15 protein-coding genes are annotated in these 22,125 nt (G+C 65.9%); 9 read left to right on the plus strand and 6 right to left on the minus strand.

Annotation, left to right across the window (positions count from 1 at the left end; translation table 11 throughout):
* The first annotated feature begins 69 nt into the window (after positions 1-69).
* The 5 genes from ACM2ZB_RS20355 to ACM2ZB_RS20375 all read left to right on the plus strand — a co-directional run bounded on the left by ACM2ZB_RS20355 (position 70) and on the right by ACM2ZB_RS20375 (position 7,526).
* Entirely contained in the window at positions 70-2,955 is a 2,886-nt protein-coding gene (locus tag ACM2ZB_RS20355; RefSeq protein WP_416056765.1) for a TonB-dependent receptor, read from the plus strand.
* Positions 2,956-3,057: 102 nt separating this feature from the next.
* Positions 3,058-3,801 (plus strand): FadR/GntR family transcriptional regulator, encoded by a 744-nt coding sequence (locus ACM2ZB_RS20360; protein WP_313442049.1) that lies wholly within the window; start codon positions 3,058-3,060, stop codon positions 3,799-3,801.
* Positions 3,802-4,619: 818 nt separating this feature from the next.
* Positions 4,620-5,732, plus strand: coding sequence for a glycine cleavage system aminomethyltransferase GcvT (gcvT, locus tag ACM2ZB_RS20365; RefSeq protein ID WP_313442048.1), 1,113 nt, complete (start codon positions 4,620-4,622; stop codon positions 5,730-5,732).
* A gap of 94 nt (positions 5,733-5,826) precedes the next feature.
* A complete protein-coding gene (gene gcvH, locus ACM2ZB_RS20370; RefSeq protein WP_313442046.1) occupies positions 5,827-6,222 on the plus strand; it encodes a glycine cleavage system protein GcvH in 396 nt (131 codons plus the stop codon).
* Positions 6,223-6,995: 773 nt separating this feature from the next.
* Positions 6,996-7,526 carry a hypothetical protein gene (locus ACM2ZB_RS20375; RefSeq protein ID WP_416056766.1) on the plus strand — a complete coding sequence of 177 codons (531 nt, stop codon included), beginning with the start codon at positions 6,996-6,998 and terminating at the stop codon, positions 7,524-7,526.
* A gap of 253 nt (positions 7,527-7,779) precedes the next feature.
* Here ACM2ZB_RS20375 and ACM2ZB_RS20380 read toward each other — a convergent pair whose 3' ends face one another.
* Positions 7,780-9,180, minus strand: a complete 1,401-nt coding sequence (locus ACM2ZB_RS20380) for a serine hydrolase domain-containing protein (protein ID WP_313442043.1) — start codon at positions 9,178-9,180, stop codon at positions 7,780-7,782.
* Positions 9,181-9,465: 285 nt separating this feature from the next.
* On the opposite strand from ACM2ZB_RS20380, the gene ACM2ZB_RS20385 reads away from it, so the two are divergent.
* Positions 9,466-10,794 carry an NTP/NDP exchange transporter gene (locus ACM2ZB_RS20385; RefSeq protein WP_416056767.1) on the plus strand — a complete coding sequence of 443 codons (1,329 nt, stop codon included), beginning with the start codon at positions 9,466-9,468 and terminating at the stop codon, positions 10,792-10,794.
* 78 nt (positions 10,795-10,872) lie between these two features.
* Positions 10,873-11,229 (plus strand): DUF1304 domain-containing protein, encoded by a 357-nt coding sequence (locus ACM2ZB_RS20390; RefSeq protein WP_416056768.1) that lies wholly within the window; start codon positions 10,873-10,875, stop codon positions 11,227-11,229.
* A gap of 134 nt (positions 11,230-11,363) precedes the next feature.
* On the opposite strand, the gene ACM2ZB_RS20395 is transcribed toward ACM2ZB_RS20390, so the two are convergent.
* The gene (locus tag ACM2ZB_RS20395) at positions 11,364-13,841 is read right to left on the minus strand and encodes an acyl-CoA dehydrogenase (protein WP_416056769.1); all 2,478 of its coding nucleotides are present in this window, start codon (positions 13,839-13,841) and stop codon (positions 11,364-11,366) included.
* Positions 13,838-14,755, minus strand: a complete 918-nt coding sequence (locus ACM2ZB_RS20400) for an alpha/beta fold hydrolase (protein WP_416056770.1) — start codon at positions 14,753-14,755, stop codon at positions 13,838-13,840. The genes ACM2ZB_RS20395 and ACM2ZB_RS20400 overlap by 4 nt, the downstream gene beginning before the upstream one ends.
* A 141-nt stretch (positions 14,756-14,896) precedes the next feature.
* On the opposite strand from ACM2ZB_RS20400, the gene ACM2ZB_RS20405 reads away from it, so the two are divergent.
* Positions 14,897-15,499 carry a TetR/AcrR family transcriptional regulator gene (locus ACM2ZB_RS20405; protein WP_079222832.1) on the plus strand — a complete coding sequence of 201 codons (603 nt, stop codon included), beginning with the start codon at positions 14,897-14,899 and terminating at the stop codon, positions 15,497-15,499.
* Between the two features lie 150 nt (positions 15,500-15,649).
* On the opposite strand, the gene ACM2ZB_RS20410 is transcribed toward ACM2ZB_RS20405, so the two are convergent.
* The 3 genes from ACM2ZB_RS20410 to ACM2ZB_RS20420 form a co-directional block, all read right to left on the minus strand.
* The gene (locus ACM2ZB_RS20410) at positions 15,650-18,547 is read right to left on the minus strand and encodes a TonB-dependent receptor domain-containing protein (protein WP_416056771.1); all 2,898 of its coding nucleotides are present in this window, start codon (positions 18,545-18,547) and stop codon (positions 15,650-15,652) included.
* Positions 18,548-18,923: 376 nt separating this feature from the next.
* Complete coding sequence (locus ACM2ZB_RS20415) at positions 18,924-19,781, minus strand: hypothetical protein (protein ID WP_313442030.1); 858 nt, start codon at positions 19,779-19,781, stop codon at positions 18,924-18,926.
* A gap of 118 nt (positions 19,782-19,899) precedes the next feature.
* Positions 19,900-20,793: an Hsp33 family molecular chaperone HslO gene (locus ACM2ZB_RS20420; protein WP_416056772.1), complete on the minus strand. Its 894-nt coding sequence runs from the start codon at positions 20,791-20,793 to the stop codon at positions 19,900-19,902.
* A 77-nt stretch (positions 20,794-20,870) separates the two neighbouring features.
* Between ACM2ZB_RS20420 and mtgA the strand changes: the two genes are divergently transcribed.
* Positions 20,871-21,617 (plus strand): monofunctional biosynthetic peptidoglycan transglycosylase, encoded by a 747-nt coding sequence (mtgA, locus tag ACM2ZB_RS20425; protein ID WP_416056773.1) that lies wholly within the window; start codon positions 20,871-20,873, stop codon positions 21,615-21,617.
* The last annotated feature ends 508 nt before the right edge of the window (positions 21,618-22,125 follow it).

Raw genomic sequence — 22,125 nt, forward strand, 5'->3', positions numbered from 1 at the left:
TTGTGTGGCGGCGTGTCGAAGCTGCGTCCCACGCCTGCCGTCCAGGCGATCCTTTGGGAGGAGGAAACCATGCGGCGAACTGCCGGAGCTGTACGCACGTTGTCACCCACGCCCCTGGTCGTGGCCCTGCTTGCCGCGCTGTCGGCCGCCCCGGCGGTGCAGGCGCAGTCCACCGCCGGCAACAGCGGGCAGGACGCCACCACGCTGGACCAGGTGCAGGTCACCGGCATCCGCGAATCGATGCAGAGTTCGATCAACAAGAAGCGCGACGACACCGTCATTGCCGACGTGCTGTCGGCCGACGACATCGGCGACCTGCCGGCCCCCTCGCTGGCCGATGCGATCGAAACGCTCACCGGTGCGGCCTCGACCCGCGACAAGACCGGCGCCTCGGAAATTTCCATCCGTGGCCTGGGCGCCTTCCTCAGCAGCACCAACTTCAACGGCCGCGAGATCACCAACGGCAGCGGCGACCGCTCGGTGAACTTCAACATGTTCCCGGCCGAGCTGATCAATACGGTGGCGATCTACAAGACCCAGCGCGCCGACATCATCGAAGGCGGTGTGGCCGGAACCATCGGCCTGGAGACAGTCAAGCCGCTGGAGTACGGCAAGCGCTCGGTGCAGTTCGACCTGCGCGGCAGCTGGGCCGAGTATGACAAGAAGTACCGCGACGACGATGGCATCGGCTACCGCGGCACGGCCAGCTACATCGATCAGTTCGAATTCGGCGATGGCCAGAAGCTGGGCATCTCGCTGGGCTTCCAGCGCCTGGATGGCACCGACCCGGAAGAAAGCATCACCAGCGGCTCTACCTGGTATGCCTGCGATGGCAAGCAGAACGTGACCAACGCCAACTGCAGCGAAGTGTCCGCACAGGCCATTGCCAACGGCGCACCGTACTACCTGGTGCCCAGCAGCCGCATCTACCGCCTGAAGCAGGAACGCAACGACCGCCAGAGTGAATTCGGTGCACTGCAGTGGCGGCCCAACGACATGGTCGAAGTGAATGTCGACTTCGAGCATACCGAGCGCAACTGGTACGAGAACCGCAGCGACCTGAGCCTGTCCAATGCACGCCGGGGCATCACCCAGCGCGAGGTGGATGAGGACGGCATCGTCCGCCACCTGCACGGCAGCACGTCCATCGATTCCACGTCCAACCGCTACTGGCGCGGCGAGGAGTACACCGGTGGCGGGCTGAACCTGATCCTGCGGCCGACCCCGGCCTGGGAACTGTCCACCGACCTTTCCTATTCGCATACCAACCGCCTGGACAGCGAACGCATGACCCGCCTGCGCGCCAACCAGCGCGACGTCAACAATGCCGTGGTGCCGGGCATCAGCAGTGGCGCCACCGGCTACGTGGACTACGATTGGGACTGGCATGGCGAGGTGCCCAGCATCGCCCTGGCACCGAACTTCGACCCCAACAACTGGGGCGCCTATACCGGCGCGGCGCGGGTGACCTCCAGCGCCACCGAGAACGACCACAAGATCAAGGCCGGCCGTTTCGATGCCAGCTTCACGCCCGAGTCCGGCTTCTTCACCCGCATCAAGGGCGGCGTGCGCGCCAGCCAGGCCGACTACCGGCTGCGCGACAACACCCTGGTGACCGACTACGACCCGCGCATCGCCGCCGACAAGGCAAAGATCATCGCCGCCAACCAGGCCTGCCGTGCACCGTTCCCGCAGGATGACTTCATGGATGCCGCCAGCGGCAACACCATTTCGTCCTGGGCCTACTTCGATCCGATGTGCCTGTACCAGTCCTTCCGCGGTATCACCGACAGCGGCCTGGACCCGGATTTCCAGGATCCCAACAACGTCGACATCACCGAAAAGACCCGCGCGCTGTACCTGATGGGGGAATTCAGCAGCACCCTGTTCGGGCTGCCGGTGACCGGCAACCTGGGGCTGCGCTGGATCAAGACCGATGTGCGGTCCGAAGGCGTGCGCACCGGCCTGCAGATCGAGGACAACGGCGATGGCACGATCCGCCTGCAGCCGACCGGCGACTACAGCACCCAGGTCTTCAAGGCCGGCAATGACAAGCTGCTGCCCAGCCTGAACGCGGCCTTCGAACTGCGCCCGGACCTGCTGCTGCGCGTGGGTGCCTACCGCGCCATGTCGCGCCCGGATATCGCAGCACTGGGGGCCGGCCGCACCATCAATGTCAGCAGCGATGCCACCTACGGCAACCTGGCCGACGCGCTGGACGACATCAGTGCCAGCGGCAACCCCGCCGCGCAGCCGTTGATGTCCTGGAACGGCGACCTGTCGCTGGAGTGGTACCCGAACCCGGACACGATGCTGGCCGGCGCGGTGTACTGGAAGCAGTTCAATGGCGGTACCGCCACCGCGCTGGTGCCGGAAACCTACACCATCGACGGCCAGAGCGTGACCGTACCGGTACGCCAGCAGGTGACCACCGACGAGGACAGCACCCTGACCGGCTTCGAGCTGACGGCCACCCATCGCCTGTCGTACCTGCCCAAGCCGTTCGATGGTCTGGGCTTCAAGGTCAGCTACAACTATGCCGACGCCGACTACCAGACCCAGGACTCGCGCCTGGGCGAGCAGTTGGCTGCCGATGGCACGGTCATTCCGGCCATCGTGCCGCCGGCCGGCTTGAGCGGCTTCTCGCGGCACGTGCTGTCCGGTTCCATCTACTGGGATGTGGGCCGCTTCAACATCCAGGCCATCGGCAAGTTCCGCTCGCACTATTACCAGGACTTCACCGGCAATACCGCGCAGCAGAACCGCTATTACGACGACAACACCAGCGTCGACCTGCGCATGCGTTACCGGGTCAGCAAGCAGCTGTCGCTGTCGCTGGAACTGATGAACCTGACCAACGAACCGCGCGTGGCGTACCAGCCGCTTTACGGCAATTTCCGTGAAGTGGTGACCTACGGGCGGCGTGCGTATTTCGGTGTACGATACAAGTTCTGAACAGGGCGGCGCGGCCAGTGGTCGCGCCGTCGCTCCATCCGGACCCGCACCGTGCACGGTGGCCCGGGACGGGCCCGGAGGGAACCGCCAAGGGTCAGCCGCATGTCCGCCAACCGCCTCTACCAGACCATCGCCGCCAAGCTCCGCAAGCTGATCGAGGACGGCGAATTCCCGCCGGGCTCGCGCCTGCCGGGCGAGCGTGAGCTGGCCGAACGTTTCGGTGTCAGCCGGGTGACCGTGCGCGAAGCCGAGATCGCGCTGGAAGCGCAGGGCTGGATCGCCATCCGCATTGGTTCGGGCGTGTACGTGAAGCCGCGTCCGGCGCAGGCCGCCGGTGGCCTTCCCGATGTCAGCGCCTTCGACCTGACTGCTGCCCGCGCGGTATTCGAGGCCGAAGCCGCCGCGCTGGCCGCCAGCAATATCGATGAGGCCGGCATTGCCGAACTGCAGCTGCTGGCCGAAGCGTTGTGCCGCCGCGACCTGACCGACGACGAGGCTGGCGATTATGACCGCCGCTTCCACCTGACCATTGCCCGCCTGTCGGGCAACCCGGTGGTGGAGTACTTCATCCAGCAGATCTGGCGCATGCGCAGTGAGCTGCCGCGGGTGACCGAGGTGTACGCGCGGGTCTGCCACGATGACGGCGCCAGCCGTGCCGACGAGCACATGGCGATCTTCGAGGCCCTGCGCGGGCGCGACCCGGTGGCTGCGCGCAATGCCATGCGTTACCACTTCCAGCGCCTGTTCGAGGCGATGCTGGAAGCGACCGAGAGCCAGGCGCTGGAGGAGATCCGGCGGCGCACCCAGCAGGATCGCGAGCGGTTCCTGGCGACTACGCGGATCTGAGGGTTTCCCAGCCAACGGCGCAGCCCCTCGTGGGGTGGTCGCTTGATGCATCGGGGTCTGTGTGTTGGGTCGGGCGAGTGGGCTGTGCAGGGGGCGCTGCAAGTACGTCCATGTAAGCTCGGTCGCCGCATCCATGCGGCTCACGCCCCTGCACAGCCCACCCGCCCGCCCCCCGACAGTTTCCGTGCGCGTCCAGCCCACGGAAAAGAAATGAAGAGCAACAGCAAAAGCCGGTCGCTGCGCTCGCGGGGTCGGATCCCTTTCCGCAGGAAAGGGCTCCGACCCCTCTATCTATATATGTATCGACATCCAGATCTGCTTTTGATCTGGCTCTGGCACTTGCTTTCCGTCCGTCGCCGGGCATCTGGAAGGGTGGGGCGGTGTGGGGTGGAGGGACCGCAGGCGCTATGGGCCCGAGGCATGCCTCGGGCGGGTTGGGCAGGATGCCCAACCCCGGTCTTGCCGTGTGCGCAGGACAGCGCACACGAGCAAGGCGCCTACGAGCCCCCATGGGTGAGGGCGCTTTGCTTGCGAAGCACTGCTTCGTAAGCGCCCGAACGCACAGCCGCCAGCGGCTGGGCCGGACCGCGGAGCGGGGTTCACGGCGTGTCCCGCAACCCCACACCGCCCCGCCCACACCGAAAGAATCCAGAGCCGAAACGCTACGGCTTTGCGCTTTACGCTCTGCGCCTTGGCTGTAGAAATGCGGCGCCGGCCGCAGGCCGGCCAAACACAAACCCCCGCTGCGCTGCGGCACGCCTGCCGCCGACCGATCTGGGATAATGGCCGTTCTTGTTTCCCCTGCTGCCGGACCGGTCATGACCCAGAAGACGCTGCTCAACGATACCCACCGCGCCCTCGGCGCCAAGATGGTCGATTTCGGGGGCTGGGACATGCCCATCCACTACGGCTCGCAGCTGGACGAACACCACCTGGTGCGCCGCGAAGCCGGTGTCTTCGACGTCAGCCACATGACCGTGGTCGACCTGCGGGGTGACCAGGTCAAGCCGTTCCTGCGCCGGCTGCTGGCCAACTCCGTCGACAAGCTGAAGGTACCGGGCAAGGCCCTGTACTCGTGCATGCTGAACCCGCGCGGCGGCGTCATCGACGACCTGATCGTCTACTACCTGGCCGACGATTTCTTCCGCATGGTCGTCAACGCCTCCACCCGCGAAAAGGACCTGGCTTGGCTGCGCGAGCAGGCTGCACCGTTCGGCGTCAGCGTTGAACAGCGCCCCGACCTGGCCATCCTGGCCGTGCAGGGGCCGCTGGCACGCGACATCGTCGTTGGCCTGGCCAGCGAAGCCGACCGCGAGGCACTGGCCAAGCTCGGCCGCTTCGCCGCCCTGCAGGTCAAGGCCGACGATGGCGTCGAACTGTTCGTCGCCCGCACCGGCTACACCGGCGAAGACGGCTTCGAGATCCTGCTGCCGCAGGACGCGGTGGTCGCCTTCTGGAACCGTCTGCTGGCGGCGGGCGTGAAGCCGGCCGGTCTTGGCGCGCGTGACACCCTGCGCCTGGAAGCCGGCATGAACCTGTACGGCCAGGACATGGACGAAGAGATCAGCCCCTATGAAGCGGCGCTGGCCTGGACCGTGTCGCTGGACGAAGGCCGCGACTTCATCGGCCGCGACGTGCTGGAGGCGCAGAAGGCCGCCGGCAATGCACGCCAGATGATCGGTCTGGTGATGGACGAGAAGGGCGTGCTGCGCCACGGCCAGGCGGTGACCACCGCCGGCGGCCAGGGTGAGATCCTGTCCGGCACCTTCTCGCCCACCCTGGCCAAGGGCATCGCCTTCGCGCGCGTGCCGGCCGGTGAACTGGGCCAGGTCACCGTCGACATCCGCGGCCGGCAGGTGCCGGTGCGCGTGGTCAAGTTCCCCTTCGTCCGCGAAGGCCAGGCCCAGGCCGGCGTGCTGGCCGACGCCTGATCCGAACGTGCCGGTCGTCACTGACAGCAGTGGCGGCCGGTTGGTTACACTAGCCCCGATTTTTCCACCCCCTGCAAAACCTGGAGCAGTTCCCATGAGCGAGATCCCCGGCGACCTCAAGTTCCTCAAGTCCCACGAGTGGGCCCGCGTCGAAGGCAATGGCCGCGTCACTGTCGGCATTTCCGACCATGCCCAGGGCCTGCTGGGTGACCTGGTCTATGTCGAGCTGCCCGAAGTCGGTGCCGATGCCAAGGCCGGCGAGCAGATCGCCGTCGTCGAGTCGGTCAAGGCCGCCTCGGACGTCTACAGCCCGATCAGCGGCAAGATCGTCGAGGTCAATTCGGCGCTGTCGGACAAGCCGGAAACCATCAACGAAGATGCCTACGGCGAAGGCTGGATGTTCGTGGTCGAACTGACCAGCACCGACGAGCTCAACGAGCTGCTGGATCCGGACGCCTACGCCGAAGCGCTGGAAAACGAAGACCACTGAGTCGTCGTTTCCCGGAACGAAGGCGGCCACCTTCGGGTGGCCGTTTTCGTTTCGGCCGCCGTACCCGCTCATGACATCCGGTGCGATGCACGCCCGCGGCATGGCATCAGGCGGCACGGATCGGCGTCCCGAGGCGCGCGCAGTTTTGCGCAAATCCGCGTTTCCACCCCGCGCCGGCGCGTTCGAATGTGAAAACTTTTCACCCCTGTTGCGGACCCGTTGTGGTGCCAGGAACGCAGGTGCCGGCACGCGTCGCCCACGGCGGCGTGCTGCGCGCCACCAACAATGGCCTATCAACGCAGAGTGCTTATTTCAAGCGTTTTTCATTCAGTGTGCGAGCGAAGCCAGCAACGCGCGTGGCGTAGAAGGTGCGCTGCAGAGGGGTGTGGCGACGTCGTGCGACGGTGCTGCCGACGCCGGCCCAGCGGACGCGGATGTGAAATTTTTTCGCGGGGGTTGTTGACAGTAAAAAAAACCGTGATTAGGTTTCGCCTCAGCAGACCTTGCCTGCCAAACCGAGTGCGCAGAATCAATCGTCCGATGCGAAGCAGCCCCTTCAAGACCACCGCGATCCTGATGACGGTGGACATGGCCCCGCTTCCCCCGGAGAAATGCAAGGCACCTCCCGTTCCAATGCCCGCTCCGCCGATCGAGGCGGGCATTGCCGCATCCGTAACGGCGCGCCTGACGCGCCGGCGGTCCCCGCACGCAGCACCTGCGGGTTTGATCCACCTGGGCGTTTCAACTCCCTATCACTGACGAGGAGCCATCCCATGGCAACCAAGAAAGCTGCGAAAAAGAAGCCCGCCGCCAAGAAAGCGGTGAAGAAGGTCGCTAAGAAGGCTGCTGCCAAGAAGGCAGTGAAGAAGGTCGCGAAGAAGGCGACCGCCAAGAAGGCCGTGAAGAAGGTCGCCAAGAAGGTCGCCAAGAAGACCACTGCGAAGAAGGCAGTGAAGAAGGCGGCGAAGAAGGTAGCCAAGAAGCCGGCGAAGAAGACCGCGAAGAAGGCCGTCAAGAAGGTCGCCAAGAAGGCTACTGCCAAGAAGGCAGTGAAGAAGGCGGCGAAGAAGGTCGCCAAGAAGCCGGCAAAGAAGACCGCGAAGAAGGCCGTAAAGAAGGTCGCCAAGAAGGCAGTGAAGAAGACTGCCAAGAAGGCGACTGCGAAGAAGGCCACTGCGAAGAAGGCCACCAAGAAGGCTGCCCCGAAGAAGGCTGCCAAGAAGGTTGCCAAGCGCAAGCCGGCCGCCCGCAAGAAGAAGGCCGCTCCGGTCGCGCTTCCGGCAACCCCGGCGCCGCTGATCTAAGTACTTCCCGATAGCCGTACCCTGAAACCCCTTCCCTGGCTGCCCAGCGGGGAGGGGGTTTTTTTATGGGCCGTGGTGGGCCGTCAGTCGAATCGAGCCTGCTCGACTACACATGACCCGTAGCGTCGAGCTTGCTCGACTTCATTGCGCAAAGGGCAGGCCAGCAAGCTCGACATTGCAGACGCCACGCGCTCGCCCAACAAAAAGGGCGGCCCGTAGGCCGCCCCTTTGTGCAGTGCGTGAGCCCGCCGGGTCAGCGCGGCGAGGCGACGGCGCGGTTGCTCGAGGCGCCCTTGCCCTTGCGCTTGTCCTGCTGCGCCGGGGTTGCGCCTTCGGCCATCAGGCTGTCGCTGCCGAAGTCGGTGTCCACATCCAGCCAGCGCTGCGTGGGCAGGCCCAGGGCCGAATCGAGCACGGTCGGCAGCAGGCCGCTGGGCAGGCCGCTTTCGCCGTTCCACATGATGGCGATGCCCAGGTCGCGCTCGGGCACCAGCGCGACCAGGCCGCGGTAGCCCTGCACGGCACCGGCATGGAACACCACGTCGTGTCCGGCGTAATCGAAGGTACGCCAGCCCAGTGCGTAACCGGCCGAGTGCAGGCGCTCGCGGCGCCAGCCCGAACGCATCTCGCCCGGGGTGTTGATCAGGCTCGAATGCAGGGTGGCCAGCAGCGGCGCCGGCAGCACGTCGGGGCGGTGGCCGGTATGGGCCAGCAGCCACTGCGCCATGTCGCTGGCGCTGGCATTGACGCCGGCCGCCGGGGCGACGCGGTAGTAGGTCGGCTTCGGCGTCAGCGACACCCAGCCGTTGCGGCTGCGCACATGCGGGCGCGCCCAGCGCGAACTGGCCTGGATGCCGGCCAGGCCCAGGCTGGCATCGTTCATGCCCAGCGGCTTGAAGATGCGGCGTTCGACCGACTGTTCGTAGAAGCTGCCGGAGGCGGCGTACACCACATCGCCGATCAGGCTGAAGGCCACGTTCTGGTAGGCGTAGCAGTCGCCCGGCAGGCACTTGAGGCTGGTGTTGGCCAGCTTCTGGGTCAGCGTGTAGTACTCGGCGTTGCCTTCAATGTCGCGGTCGTAGGCGTTGTACGGCAGGCCGACGCGGTGGCTGAGCACATCGGCCACGGTCAGGCGGTCGGTGGCTTCGGGCGAGTTCAGGCGGAAGCCCGGCACGTAGTCGGTCACCTTGCTGTCCCAGCGCAGGGTGCCATCGTTGACCAGCAGGCCGGCCATGGTGCCGGCAAAGGCCTTGGACAGCGATGCCAGGCGGAACACGGTATGCGCGTCGACCGGCAGCGGGTTGTTGACGTCGGTCACGCCATACCCGCGCGCGCTGAGCACGCGGCCGCCCTGCACGATGGCCACCGCCATGCCCGGCACGCGCTCGCCGTAGGTCAACTGCTGCGCCATCGATTCGATGTTGGCAACGTTGAATCCAGCCGCCGGCAACTGCACGCGCGGCACCAGGCCGGTGCGGTAGGCGGCGGGCTGGGTGTGGGCCACGGTCGGGCCGGCAGCAGATTCGATGTTGGTCGGCATCGGCGGCAATGCCGGCGGCGTCTGCGCGGTGGTGGACATGGCAACGGGCATGAGCATGCCCAGCAAACCGGTGGCCGCCGAACGGATCGGGCGACGCAGGTTGTTCATTTTCATCGAATTGGACCCGTGCGCGACTGCTGATTGTGATTCTAGCGCCGGTTTTCGCCTGTGCACAAACAAAGCGAAGATGAATGCGCATCTCGTTGAAAAAGTTGGATTTTTGACGCCCGTTCCATGTGTCCTGACGTGTCAATGACGGCGCGCTGCCGCGGTGCCCCGCGGCAGGCACAGGCATGCGTGCTGGCGATGTTGCAGAGCATTGGCTAACGTACGCGCTTCACTGCCCCCGGAGCCTGCCATGCCGCCATCCAACCGCCGCTGCCTGGCGAGGGGAGCCGCGTGAGCGCGGTGCAGGGCAGGGGGCCGCTGCGTGGCCTGGTCGCAGCGCTGCGCGAATCGCCGGCGCTGTGGTGGTCGTTCCTGTATTTCTTCTGCCTGCTCAGCGGCTACTACGTGCTGCGCCCGGTGCGCGAGGCGATGGCTGCTTCGGCCGATCTGGAAACGGTGTTCCCGCCGGTGCTGATTGCCTGGTTCGCCAGCCACGGCATCGCCCTGAAGGACTTCGTCCTGCAGTTCCTGTTCACCTGCGTGTTCGTGATCATGCTGGCGCTGCAGCCGGTCTATGGCTGGCTGGTCAGCCGCTTCCCGCGGCGGGTGTTCCTGCCGGTGGTTTATGGCTTCTTCATCGTCACCCTGCTGGGCTTCTACGCGCTGTTCGACAGCAGCGTACCGGGGCGGGGCATGGCCTTCTTCCTCTGGGTGATGGTGTTCAACCTGTTCGCGGTGGCCGTGTTCTGGAGCTTCATGGCCGACGTGTTCTCCAACACGCAGGCGCGTGCCTACTATGGCTACATCGGTGCGGCCGGTACCGTCGGCGCCTTCCTGGGCCCGCTCATCACCAGTGCGCTGGCACAGCGCGTGGGCATCGCCAACCTGATGCTGGTGTCGGCCGGTTTCCTGGTCGTCTGCCTGTTCTGCATCTGGCGCCTGCGGCACTGGGCGGTGCTGCGCGAGCGCGAGCAGCAGCTGGTGTCGGGCGAGACGCCGATGGGCGGCAGCGTGCTTGATGGCCTGAAGCTGATCGCACGCGAGCCGCTGCTGCGCTGGCTGGCGGTGCTGGTGGTGTTCGGCGTGGGCGTTGGCACGATGCTGTACAACCAGCAGGCCAGCATCGTGCGCGCTGCGTTCAGCGACCCGGCCGCCAGTACCGCGTTCTTCTCGCGCATCGACCTAGCGGTGAACGCACTGACCCTGCTGCTGCAGCTCAGCCTGACCCGCTGGCTGCTGTCGCGCCACGGCATCGCCCCGGCCCTGCTGATTCCCGCCTTCGCCATCCTGCTTGGCTTCTCGGTACTGGCCGCCTCGCCGCTGCCGATGATGGTGGCGGTGGTGCAGGTGCTGACCCGCGCCAGCGAGTTCTCGCTGTTCAAGCCGGCACGCGAAACCATCTACACCCGTGTCGACCGCCAGTGGCGCTACAAGGCCGGCGCGGCCATCGACACGGTGGTCTACCGCGGTGCCGACCTGAGCTTCACCTGGGTGCACAAGGGGCTGTCCCTGTTCGGCTCGCACGTGGTGTTCATCGGCGGCATGCTGGTGGCCGCGTGCATGACCGCCGCCGCGTTCGGCGTACTGCGCGAAGAAAAGAAACTGCCGCGCGACCGCTGAGCGTCGCGGGGTCGGATGCCTCTCCCACGGAGAGGGCTCTGACCCCATCACCCCATCAACCTGCCCAAGGAACCCGCCATGTACTGGATCGCACTCGCCCTGACCCTGCTGGTCGCACTGCTGCACGTCTATTTCCTGGTGCTGGAAATGTTCCTGTGGACCCGCCCGCTGGGCTTGAAGACGTTCCGCAACACGCCGCAGAAGGCGGAGATCACCCGCGTGCTGGCGGCCAACCAGGGGCTGTACAACGGCTTCCTCGCCGCCGGCCTTTTCTGGGGCCTGTTCGACCACCTGCCGATGCTGGTGAATTTCTCGCTGGGCTGCGTGATCGTGGCGGGCTGCTACGGCGCGTGGAGCGTCAACAAGCGGATCTTCTTCATCCAGTCGGTGCCAGCGCTGCTGGCGGCAGTGGCGTGGTGGTTCGTGCCGGCGTAATCGCTTGGTAGAGCCGAGCCCACGCTCGGCTGCTTTTCCCCGCCGCGGCCTCAGCCGAGCATGGGCTCGGCTCTACAACAAACAAAAACGGCGGGCCGAAGCCCGCCGTTTTCATGTCCGCGTCCTCCAGGCGATCACGCTGCCTGCGAATGCGGGTCCTTGTGCTGGCGGTCGTAGTAGCTGGCCGCACGCAGCTCGTGGGTGTCGAAGTCGTCCACGGTGATGGTGTCCAGGGTCAGCGTGCGCAGTTCTTCCAGCAGGCTGCGCTCGTCCTGGGTGATCACGCCTTCGGCCACGGCTTCGTCCAGCTGGGCCTTGAAGTCCAGCGCCTCGATGCCCTTGCTCTTCAGCGCCTTCAGGAACTTGCGCTCCACCGGCTCGGCCATGATCGCCTTGCTCAGGTAGCTGTTGATGCGGCCACCCGGGTTGTTCTCGCACGGGGTCAGGAACACGCCACTGGCCAGACGGTCGCGGGCTTCATTGGGGGCCATCAGCAGGGCGGCAACGCGCCGGCTCAGACGGTCGCCCGGGGCCTCGGCACGACGGCCCAGCGGGAAGATCAGCGCCCACATCAGCCAGCCGATCGGACGGATCGGGAAGTTGCGCAGTGCTGCCGACAACGATTCCTCGATCTTGTGCACGCTGTCATGGAAGGCCCAGGCCAGCAGCGGCTGGTCGGCCTGCGGTGCGCCTTCGTCGTGGTAACGCTTGAGCATGGCGCTGGTCATGTAGACGTGGCTCAGCACGTCGCCCAGGCGGCCGGACAGCGATTCCTTGAACTTCAGCTTGCCGCCGAGGGTCATCATCGAGATGTCGGCCATCAGCGCCAGGTTGGCCGAGTAACGGTCCAGCTTGCGGAAGTAGCGGCGGGTGTAGGCGTCGCCCGGGGCGGCACCGAAGCGGGCGCCGGTCAGGCCGAACCAGAACGAACGCACGGCATTGGAGATGCCATAGCGGATGTGGCCGAACAGGCTACGGTCGAAGTCCTGCAGGCCGGCACGGGTGTCCGGATCCTGCGCGGCCTTCATTTCCTTCAGCACCCACGGGTGGCAGAGGATCGCACCCTGGCCGAAGATCAGCAGGCTGCGGGTCATGATGTTGGCGCCTTCCACCGTGATGGCGATCGGCGCGGCCTGCCAGCTGCGGCCGGCGAAGTTGCGCGGGCCCAGGATGATGCCCTTGCCGCCGATCACGTCCATCATGTCCGAGATCACTTCACGGCTCATGTTGGTGCAGTGGTACTTGGCGATGGCCGAGGGCACCGACGGCACGTCGCCACGGTCGACCGCGGCGGCGGTGGCCTGCGACAGCGCGCTGATCTTGTACGCCTTGCCGCCGATTCGGGCCAGCGCTTCTTCCACGCCCTCGAAGCGGCCGACCGACAGGCCGAACTGCTTGCGGATGCGTGCATAGGCGCCGGTCACGGCGGCACCCGCCTTGGCACCGCCACTGGCGGTGGACGGCAGGGTGATCGAGCGGCCCACGGCCAGGCACTCGTTGAGCATGTTCCAGCCCTTGCCGGCCATGGCCGCGCCACCGATCAGCTGGGTCAGCGGAATGAACACGTCCTTGCCGCGGATCGGGCCGTTCTGGAACGTCGAGTTCAACGGGAAGTGACGACGCCCGATTTCAACGCCGGCGGTATCGCGCGGCAGCAGGCCCAGGGTGATGCCGATGTCGCGGGTCTGGCCGATCAGGCCATCCGGGTCGTACATGCGGAAGGCCAGGCCGATCAGCGAAGCGACCGGGGCCAGGGTGATGTAGCGCTTGTCGAAGGTCAGCTTGACGCCGAGCACCTGCTCGCCGTTCCACTCGCCCTTGCAGACAATGCCGTAATCGGGAATGGAGGTGGCGTCGGAGCCGGCGAACGGGCCGGTCAGGCCGAAGCAGGGCACTTCGCGGCCATCGGCCAGGCGCGGCAGGTACTGGTCCTTCTGTTCCTGGGTGCCGTAATGCACCAGAAGTTCACCCGGGCCCAGCGAGTTCGGCACGCCGACGGTGGAGCTGACCACCGAAGACACCGAGGCCAGCTTCTGGATGACCTTGTGGTGGGCCAGCGCGGAGAAGCCCAGGCCGCCGTATTCCTTCGGGATGATCATGCCGAAGAACTTGTTCTTCTTGATGAAGGCCCACAGTTCCGGCGGCAGGTCGGCATGGACGTGGGTGATTTCCCAGTCGTTGACCATGGTGCACAGCTCTTCGACCGGGCCATCAAGGAAGGCCTGTTCTTCGGCGGTCAGCTGCGGCTTGGGGTAGTTCAGCAGGATGTTCCAGTCCGGATCACCGGTGAACAGCTCGCCTTCGAAACCGACCGAACCGGTTTCCAGGGCGATGCGCTCGGTCTGCGACAGCGGCGGCAGCACCTTGCGGAACACCTTCATCATCGGGCCGGTCAGCAGCGGCTTGCGGATGAACGGCAGCAGCAGCGGCACGGCGATGACCGCCAGCACGGCGGCCGCGACGATCGTGGCGGTCTGGTTGACGTAGGGAATGAACCAGCAGGCGGCCAGCAGGGCCACGCTGATCAGCGTCCAGGTAACCAGCCGCATGCGGTGGTAGGCGACGAACGCGCCTGCCAGCAGCAGGGCGAGGAAGGGAAGAACGATGCTCATGAGCGTGCTCCGGTGACGTGCTCGTTTGTGGCGGACGAAGCTGCAGCATCCGCTGCGGGCAACACGTCCAGATAGTCCAACACAGTAGCGGTAAAGGCGTCGTTGTCATCACCGGCGACCATGTGCGTGGCCTGCGGCAACTGTACGTGGCGTGCATGCGGCGCCAGTGCCAGGAATTCGGCGACGGTCTGCGGGGTGACCAGATCGCTGCGGCCGCCGCTGACCAGCAGCAGCGGGCACTTCACCTGGCGTGCGGCTTCGGCCAGCGCGTCCTGGTGCTGCTCGCTGTCGCGCGCCAGTTCGGCCACCAGGCGCGGGTCCCAGTGCCAGCGCCAGCGGCCCTGGCCGTCCTCGCGCAGCAGCGCACGCAGCGACTGCTCGGACTTGCGCGGGCGGTGCGGCATGTACGCGGCGATGATATCGGCGGCCTGGGCCAGCGACGCGAAGCCATCGGGGTGGGCGGTCATGAAGGCGAGGATGCGTTCGACGCCAGCGGTATCCCAGCGCGGGGTGATGTCCACCAGCACCATGGCCGAGAACAGGCCCGGCCAGCGCGATTCGGCCAGCAGGCCGAACAGGCCGCCCATCGATGCGGCGACCAGCACCGGCGGCCGCGGCTGTTCGCCGGCCAGCACGATCAGGTCATCGGCGAACTGTTCGCCGTGGTAGGGCAGGTCGGCGGCATTCCAGTCCGAATCGCCATGGCCGCGCGCATCGTAGGCCAGGGTCTGCAGGCCCGCGGCCGACAGCGCCCGCGCGGTGGCGTTCCAGGCGTGCCGGGTCTGGCCGAAGCCATGGGCGAACAACACCCGGCCGCGGCGACCGTGGTCGCTGGCGGTGACCGCCAGACGCGCGCCATGGGCCGCCTCCTGGCGCAGATCATGGAACGCAGCGGGAATAGGGGACGTGACCATACTCGCTAGTATGGATTGCTGGCAGCGGAAGTCAATACTATGGAGTATGGTGCATTGCGGAAGCCGCCATGGCCCGCCCTGCGTCGGTTTCCGCCGAAACCGCGTACTGCAACGAACCCCGCCGTATGGTTAAATCAGCCCATGAATCAACCTGACGCTTCTGCCGGCGAACCGCGCGCCGGCCGCAACAGCCGCCTGAGTGCCGAAGACTGGGCCCAGGCGGCCCTCGACCTGATCGCTGAACAAGGAGTGGGTGCCGTCGCGGTGGAACCGCTGGCGCGCCGCCTTGGCGTGACCAAGGGCAGCTTCTACTGGCACTTCCCATCGCGCGACGCCCTGCTGCAGGCCGCGCTGGAACGCTGGGAACTGTTCGAACAGGAACAGGTGTTCGGCAGCCTGGAAGATGTTCCCGATCCGCGCGCGCGCCTGCGCCAGCTGTTCCAGATGGTGGCCCACGAAGTGCAGCCGCACATCATCTACAGCGAACTGCTGAAGGCGCTGGACCACCCGATGGTGCGGCCGGTGATCGACCGCGTTTCGCAGCGTCGCCTGGATTACCTGGTTGCGTCTTTCCGCCAGGCCGGCCTGAGTTCGACCGATGCGCGCCATCGTGCACGCCTGGCCTATGCGGCCTATGTCGGCTTCCTGCAGCTGTCGCTGCAGCTGCAGCAGCCCAAGCAGGCGCGCGAGGATTTCGAAGCCTACGTCGAGCACCTGATCGAAACGCTGATCCCGAACGGCTGACTCCGCCGCGCCGGAACATGCAGAAGGCCGCAGCCCCGCTGCGGCCTTTTTATTTGCGCTGCCCGGGTGCCGAGCCAACGGGCAGCACAACAGAAACGGGGCCCCGAAGGGCCCCGTCCTGGCGTTTTGCTACTTACACCCGTGCTTCCATCAGAAGCGCTGGCGGTACTCCATGTACATGTAGCGCCCCGGGGTGTCGTACTGGTAGTCGAAGGAGTTGGCGAAGGCCTGGGTGGCCACCGGCGGTTCCTTGTCGAACACGTTGGTCAGACCGACCGAGACGGTACCGTTCCACGGCAGGTTATAGCGCACCTGCAGGTCGTGGTAGGTGGTAGCGGCCAGGTGGTTTTCCGGATCCGCACGGCCTTCCAGGCCGATCTTGCCCGGGTTGCTGCACAGCTCGGCCACGCCCGGGAACTTGCAGTTCTCGTTCAGGCCCGAGAAGTAACGCACGGTCCAGCTCACACCGAAATCACCATAGGTCCAGTTGGTGGTCAGGTTCGAGCGGATGCGCCACACCGGGGTGTCGCGGGAGTAGCTGCCGACTTCAGACGGATCCCAATCCGATTCCGGGGTGGCCTTGGTGCGGTAGTTGCTCATGTAGACGCTGTCCCACACGAAGGAGAACGAGCCGAAGCGCGTATCCGGCAGCTGGTAACGCATGGTCAGGTCGAAGCCTTCCACTTCCAGCTCACCCAGGTTCTGCAGGTAGCGGGCCATGTAGGTGATCTGGCCGAGCGAATTGCGGGTCAGGCCCGAGTTGCCCAGCACGTCACACCAGCCGTTGTTGCCCTGCACGTAGCACTGCTCGAGCATGTAGTCGGCGGTCGGGCGGCTGATCACGTCCTTGATGTTGATCTTCCACCAGTCCAGCGATACGTCGAAGCCGCGCACGAAGCTCGGGCTGTAGACGATGCCCAGGCTCTTGGAGGTCGAGGTTTCCGGGCTCAGCTCCGGGTTCGACTTCCACTCGAACGGCCATGCAGTCTGGCCGCCGTAGCCTTCGCGCTGCTGGTAGCTGGCCGGGATGCCTGCAGCGGCGCAGCGGGCAGCAACGGCGGCATTGCCGATGTACGGGCTGCCGACCGAGCACGGATCGCCGTAGCTGTCGTAGGACTCGCCGGCACCGCCGAACAGGTTGGAAATGGACGGCGCGCGGAAGCCCTCGGCCCAGTTGCCGCGGACCATCAGGTCTTCAATCGGCTTCCACTTGAAGCCGAACTTGCTGTTCAGCGTCGAACCGAAGTTGCTGTAGTCCGAACGACGGGTGGCGGCGCTGAATTCCAGCGACTTGGCGCCCGGCAGGTCCTTCAGCAGCGGCACGGCCAGTTCCAGGTAGACGTCGGTCAGGTCGTAGGCACCGGAGGTCGGCTGGCGGCCATTGCCCGAGCTCAGGCCGGCCGACACGAAGGCGTCAGGCATGTCGTAGCCCGATTCCTTGCGCTTTTCCACACCGGCGGCGAAGCCCATCATGCCGCCCGGCAGTTCGACGATGTCGCCGGACAGGTTGGCGGTGAACGACTTGGACTTGTTCTGGTACTTGTCCTTGGCGTTGAACAGGATGTAGTCCAGCTGGTCCTGCGGCATGTTGCCGGCGCTGGTGAACGGGTTGAACGGCACGCAGCCGGCGATGACCGCGCCCGGTGCACCGCACTTGACCACGCCGTCGGTGTCCATGAAGGACGCACCGGTGGCCTGGTACAGGTTGCCCATGTTCACGTCGCCGATCTGGGTGTCGACCTGGTCGGTGACGTTGTAGGCAGCGCCTGCATCCCAGTTGAAGTAGCGGCCGGCCACTTCGAACGAACCTTCAAGGCCACCGTACCAATGGAAGGTCTTGACGTCCTGTTCGTAGTAACGATCCTGCTCGACCAGGCGGCGGTTCCAGTTCAGCTCGCGCGGGTTGTCGGTCAGGCGGGTCGGGTTGTAGTAGCTGTCGGCCAACAGACCCTGGTCACCACCGAGGTAGCTGCCCGCGCTCAGCGGGTAGCCGGCCAGCTGCTGGGCCGACAGGCGCTGGTTGTACAGCGCGTCGGTACGCAGGGCGATCGAATCGGTCAGGTCGTAACGGCCCTGGATGTAGATCGACTTGCGCTCCTGCGGGGTGCGCAGGTAGTTGTCCTTGGCGTAGTTGTACGCGTCGGCAGAGCTGTAGTTGTGGAAATTGTTCGGGTTGGTGCCGTCGGCACCTGCGTTGACCACGCGACGGGCAAGGCCGGCACGGTCTGCGGTGGCTTCGTCATCGCTGCCGGCCAGATCGCTCCACGCATCGTAATCGTCAGTGCCGACGCCATCGATGGTCAGATCCCACAGGCCGCCGGACGAGGTCTGGCTGCTGTACTGCGAAGCGCCCAGGCCATACACCGGGTCACGCGAGATCTTGCGCGCGCCGGCCATGACGGCCTTTTCCTTCACGTAGCTGGCGCCGAACACCAGGCTGCTGCGGTCGTTGCTGCTGCCCAGGGTCAGATCCAGCGCCTGGCGCTGGCCGTCACCCTTGCTGAACTGGCCGTAGTAGACGTGCGCTTCGCCACCGTTGAAGTTGTCGCGGGTGATGATGTTGACCACGCCGGCGATGGCGTCCGAACCGTAGATCGAAGAGGCGCCGTCCTTGAGGACTTCAATGCGCTCGACGATGGCGGTCGGAATCGAGTTCAGGTCGACGGTACCGTCCAGGGCCTGCACCCAGCGGCGGCCGTTGACCAGCACCAGGGTGCGCGAGGAACCCAGGTTGCGCAGGTCGACGCCGGCCGAGCCGTCACCACCGTTGTTGAACTGGGTGTTGATCGCAGCGCCGTTGGTGGCGATCTGCTGCAGCACTTCGGCAACGTTGGTACGGCCGGTCTGCTGGATCGTTTCACGCGACAGGGTCAGGACCGGCTGCTGGGTTTCCAGGTCGACCGAACGGATGCGCGAACCGGTGACCTGGATGCGATCCAGGTTGGTCGCACCCGAGGTGGCCTCCTGGGCCTGGGCGGTCGCGATGGAGGCACCGGCGACCAGCGCGATGACAACCGCATCGCGCAGTTTGTTGGACTTCAAATTCATTGGCTCTCTCTCTCCAAGGAAATCTTGGCTGGGTGATTGCCTGCGTGCGGAGCGGAAAAAGTCGCTCCAAAAAACGCGAGGCTGAACCGATAGTAACGGCGCCCCCGCGAAAATTAAAGCTGCGTTAATTTTTGATGTGCTTTGTCTTCACATCCGGACGAATCTTTTCGATTCAATGGCTTACAGGGTATGCCTGGCGCGGTCCTGTGATCTCGTTATCGTTTTGTGATCAAATTCGTTTCTGTTGATACATTTCATCGTGTTTCGATATGTATCAATCGCGGCCAGTTTCGCCCCCGTGTTACCTGCGGAAACAGGAAGGGCGCCCGGAGGCGCCCTGCGAGGGTTGCAGCTGTGACGTACGGCACTGGGCCGGTTACAGATCCTGCTCGTAGCGCACGTACGGCACGGTGCCGTCATCGTTGCTTTCGTTGCGCGGGGAGAACGGATTCTTGCCGCGGCTGATCACGTTCTCGGCACCGACGGTCAGCTGGCCCGACCACGGCGTGCGCCAGGTCAGGCCGATACCCAGGCCTTCCCACTTGCCCGGCTTGCCGGGCACATCGACCACGCGGCCGACGATGCTGCCGGTGAAGTTGCCGTAGCCGGCGCCCAGGCTCAGGCTCTTGCTGTCCCAGCGGTCGACGATGGCCGGTGAGGCGTCAGCCAGCGGCACCAGTCGTGCCTTGGCATAGGTGCCGGCGATGGACACGAAGCCCTCGCGGCCGATGTTCCGCTGCGCGAACACGGTCAGGTCGTTCTGTTCGGCGCGCAGGGCAGGGGTCTTGTTCGGCGATGCCAGCCAGGCCGGCAGGGTCTCGCGGCCGGTGCCGGCGGTGATGCCCAGGCGGTTGTTGCCGCGGTTCAAGGCAGCCGTGCCGGTGAAGCGACGGTTGTTGGCACCGATGGCATCGTCTTCGTCGCCCAGGCTGGCCAGCATGCAATGGCTGGCCAGACCGCTGATGCTGGTCCCGCTGCTGCTGTTGCAGAGCAGGCCCAGCGAATCGCCCGAGGACAGGCCGAAGGCCGCATCCAGCGAATTGCGGCCGAAGTGCCAACGGGCACCGGCGGCCTGTTCACCGGTCGGTTCCAGATACAGCAGGGCCTCGACCTTGCCGCTGCCCTTGTTCCACACCGGGATCACGGTGCGGGTGTCCTTGCTCTGCGCATGCGCGCCCGTGATCGCGCCAAGGGCGATCAGCAGGGCCAGCGGTAGACGCAGGAAGGTACGCATCGGACCAGTTCAGACAGGGACAATCAACGGAAGTTCCCGCTGGGGCGGGAACTCGATCCTAGGGTGTTTATGAATTCTTAACAAGCCTTGATCCTCCCCAGAACACAAGACCTGCTATTTACTGAAGCCGTTCAGGCGCCGGTACAGTCCCCTCGGCACCGTGGAACAGTATGCCGAACTCCGTCAACGGAAAGTGATACTCACGTCCGCAGAATTCGCAGCGGACATCCACCGATCCGGTGTCTTCGGCGGCGGCCCGGGCTTCTTCCTCGCCCAGCGATACCAGCATCGAGGCCACGCGTTCGCGCGAGCACGAGCAGCCGAAGGACAGCGGCTTGCTGCCCACCAGTTCCGGCTTTTCCTCGTGGAACAGGCGGTGCAGCATCTGCTCGGCCGGGGTGGCCAGCAGTTCGGCCTTGCCCAGCGTGTCGAACAGGGCGCTGGCGCGCGCCCAGCCGTCGTCGTCGCCTTCGTCGCCCGGCAGCTTCTGCAGCAGCAGCCCCACCGCGCCGTTGCGGTCGGCGGCCAGCAGCAGGCGGGTCGGCAGCTGCTCGGACTGGCGGAAGTAGTCTTCGAAGGCCTCGTCCAGCGCCGGCGCGGTCAGCGCCACCAGGCTCTGGTAGCGCTGCGGCTCGCGCGGGTCCAGGCCCGGGTTCTCGATGGTGATCGCCAGCAGGGCGTCGCTGCCCAGGCTGGACAGGTCACGCGGCGCGTCGGCGCCGTCGGCCAGCTGGGCGATGCCGCGCAGGGTGCCGGCGGCCGTGCATTCGGCAAACAGGGTGCGCAGGCCGGTGTTGCTGCGCAGCTGGATGGACAGGCGGCCGTCCACCTTGGTGTGGCCGGTGAACAGGGCCGAGGCGACGCAGGCCTCGCCCAGCAGCTCGGCGGCATTGTCCGGATAGGCGGCGTGGGACAGGATTTCCTGCCAGGTGGCCTGCAGTTGCACGTGCACGCCGCGGACGCCGGCGTCGGGCAGCAGGAAGCGGATCAGGGAATCGGTTTGGGCGGTCATCGGCTCACATCGCGCGTAAACAGGGGCGGTTGCCGGATAATGCGCCGACAACCAGGCATGAGAAGGATGCACCAGTAATGGGGGCAGGGGGAGAACAGAACAAGGTGGACGCGGTGGCGACCGCCCCGGTCCGCAGGCGCTGGCGCTGGAAGCGGCTGCTGTGGCTGCCGGTGCTGTTCGTGGGCTTCAGCTGCCTGCAGGTGCTGGTGCTGCGCTTCATCGACCCGCCGCTGTCCACGGTGATGCTGTGGCGCTATGGCGAGGCACTGGGCGAGGGCGACTGGTCCTACCGGCTGCATTACCAGTGGCGCGATCTGGACCAGATGGCGCCCAGCCTGCCGATCTCGCTGGTGGCCGCCGAGGACCAGCGCTTCCCCGACCACAACGGCTTCGACCTGCAGGCCATCGAGAAGGCGCGCGACCACAACGCCAAGGGCGGGCGCCTGCGTGGCGCCAGCACGATCAGCCAGCAGGTGGCCAAGAACCTGTTCCTGTGGCAGGGCCGCAGCTGGGTCCGCAAGGGCCTGGAGGTCTGGTACACGGTGCTGATCGAAGCGTTCTGGCCGAAGGAACGCATCCTGGAGATGTACGCGAACATCGCCGAGTTCGGCGATGGCGTGTACGGCGCGCAGGCGGCGGCGCAGAAATTCTGGGGCAAGGACGCCGCGCGGCTGGCGCCGGGGGAAAGTGCACGGCTGGCGGCGGTGTTGCCGGCGCCGCGGCGGTACAACGCGGCCAAGCCGGGGCCGTATGTGCAGCGGCGGGCGGCGTGGATACAGCGGCAGGCGCGGCAGCTGGGTGGGGCGGGGTACTTGGACGAGTAGTTCGGGATCGTTCGCGGCGCATCATTCTCGCGCGTAGAGCCGGAGCAAGGCGGCAGGCAGGACACGCCGTAACCCCCCCTCCGGGGTCCGACCCAGCCGCTGGCGGCTGTGCGTTCGGGCGCTTGCGAAGCAGTGCTTCGCAAGCAAAGCGCCCTCACCCATCGGGGCTCGGTCGGCGCATCCATGCGCCTCACGGTCCTGCCTGCCGCCTTGCTCCGGCTCCGGACAGTTTCCTGCGCGCGCGGAACGAGAGCGGGAATTCAAAAGAAAGAAGCAAAAAGCAGAATCAACAGCTGGGCCAACCAAGGTTGGCACCTGCCAGAAGCGGGTGATCGGCATTGAAGCGCACCGCGCCCGCGGGAACGTGTCCAGAGGCGGAGGGCATGGCTGTGCAGGACCGTAGGCGCCAGGGACGGCGCCTACGAGCTACATGGACGTATTTACCGCGTGTCCTGCACGGCCATGCCCTCTGCCTCATTCACGTATCAGGAAGGCGCTGCTTCTGCAG

The sequence above is a fragment of the Stenotrophomonas maltophilia genome (genome assembly GCF_047782825.1).
Taxonomy (GTDB): Bacteria; Pseudomonadota; Gammaproteobacteria; order Xanthomonadales; family Xanthomonadaceae; genus Stenotrophomonas.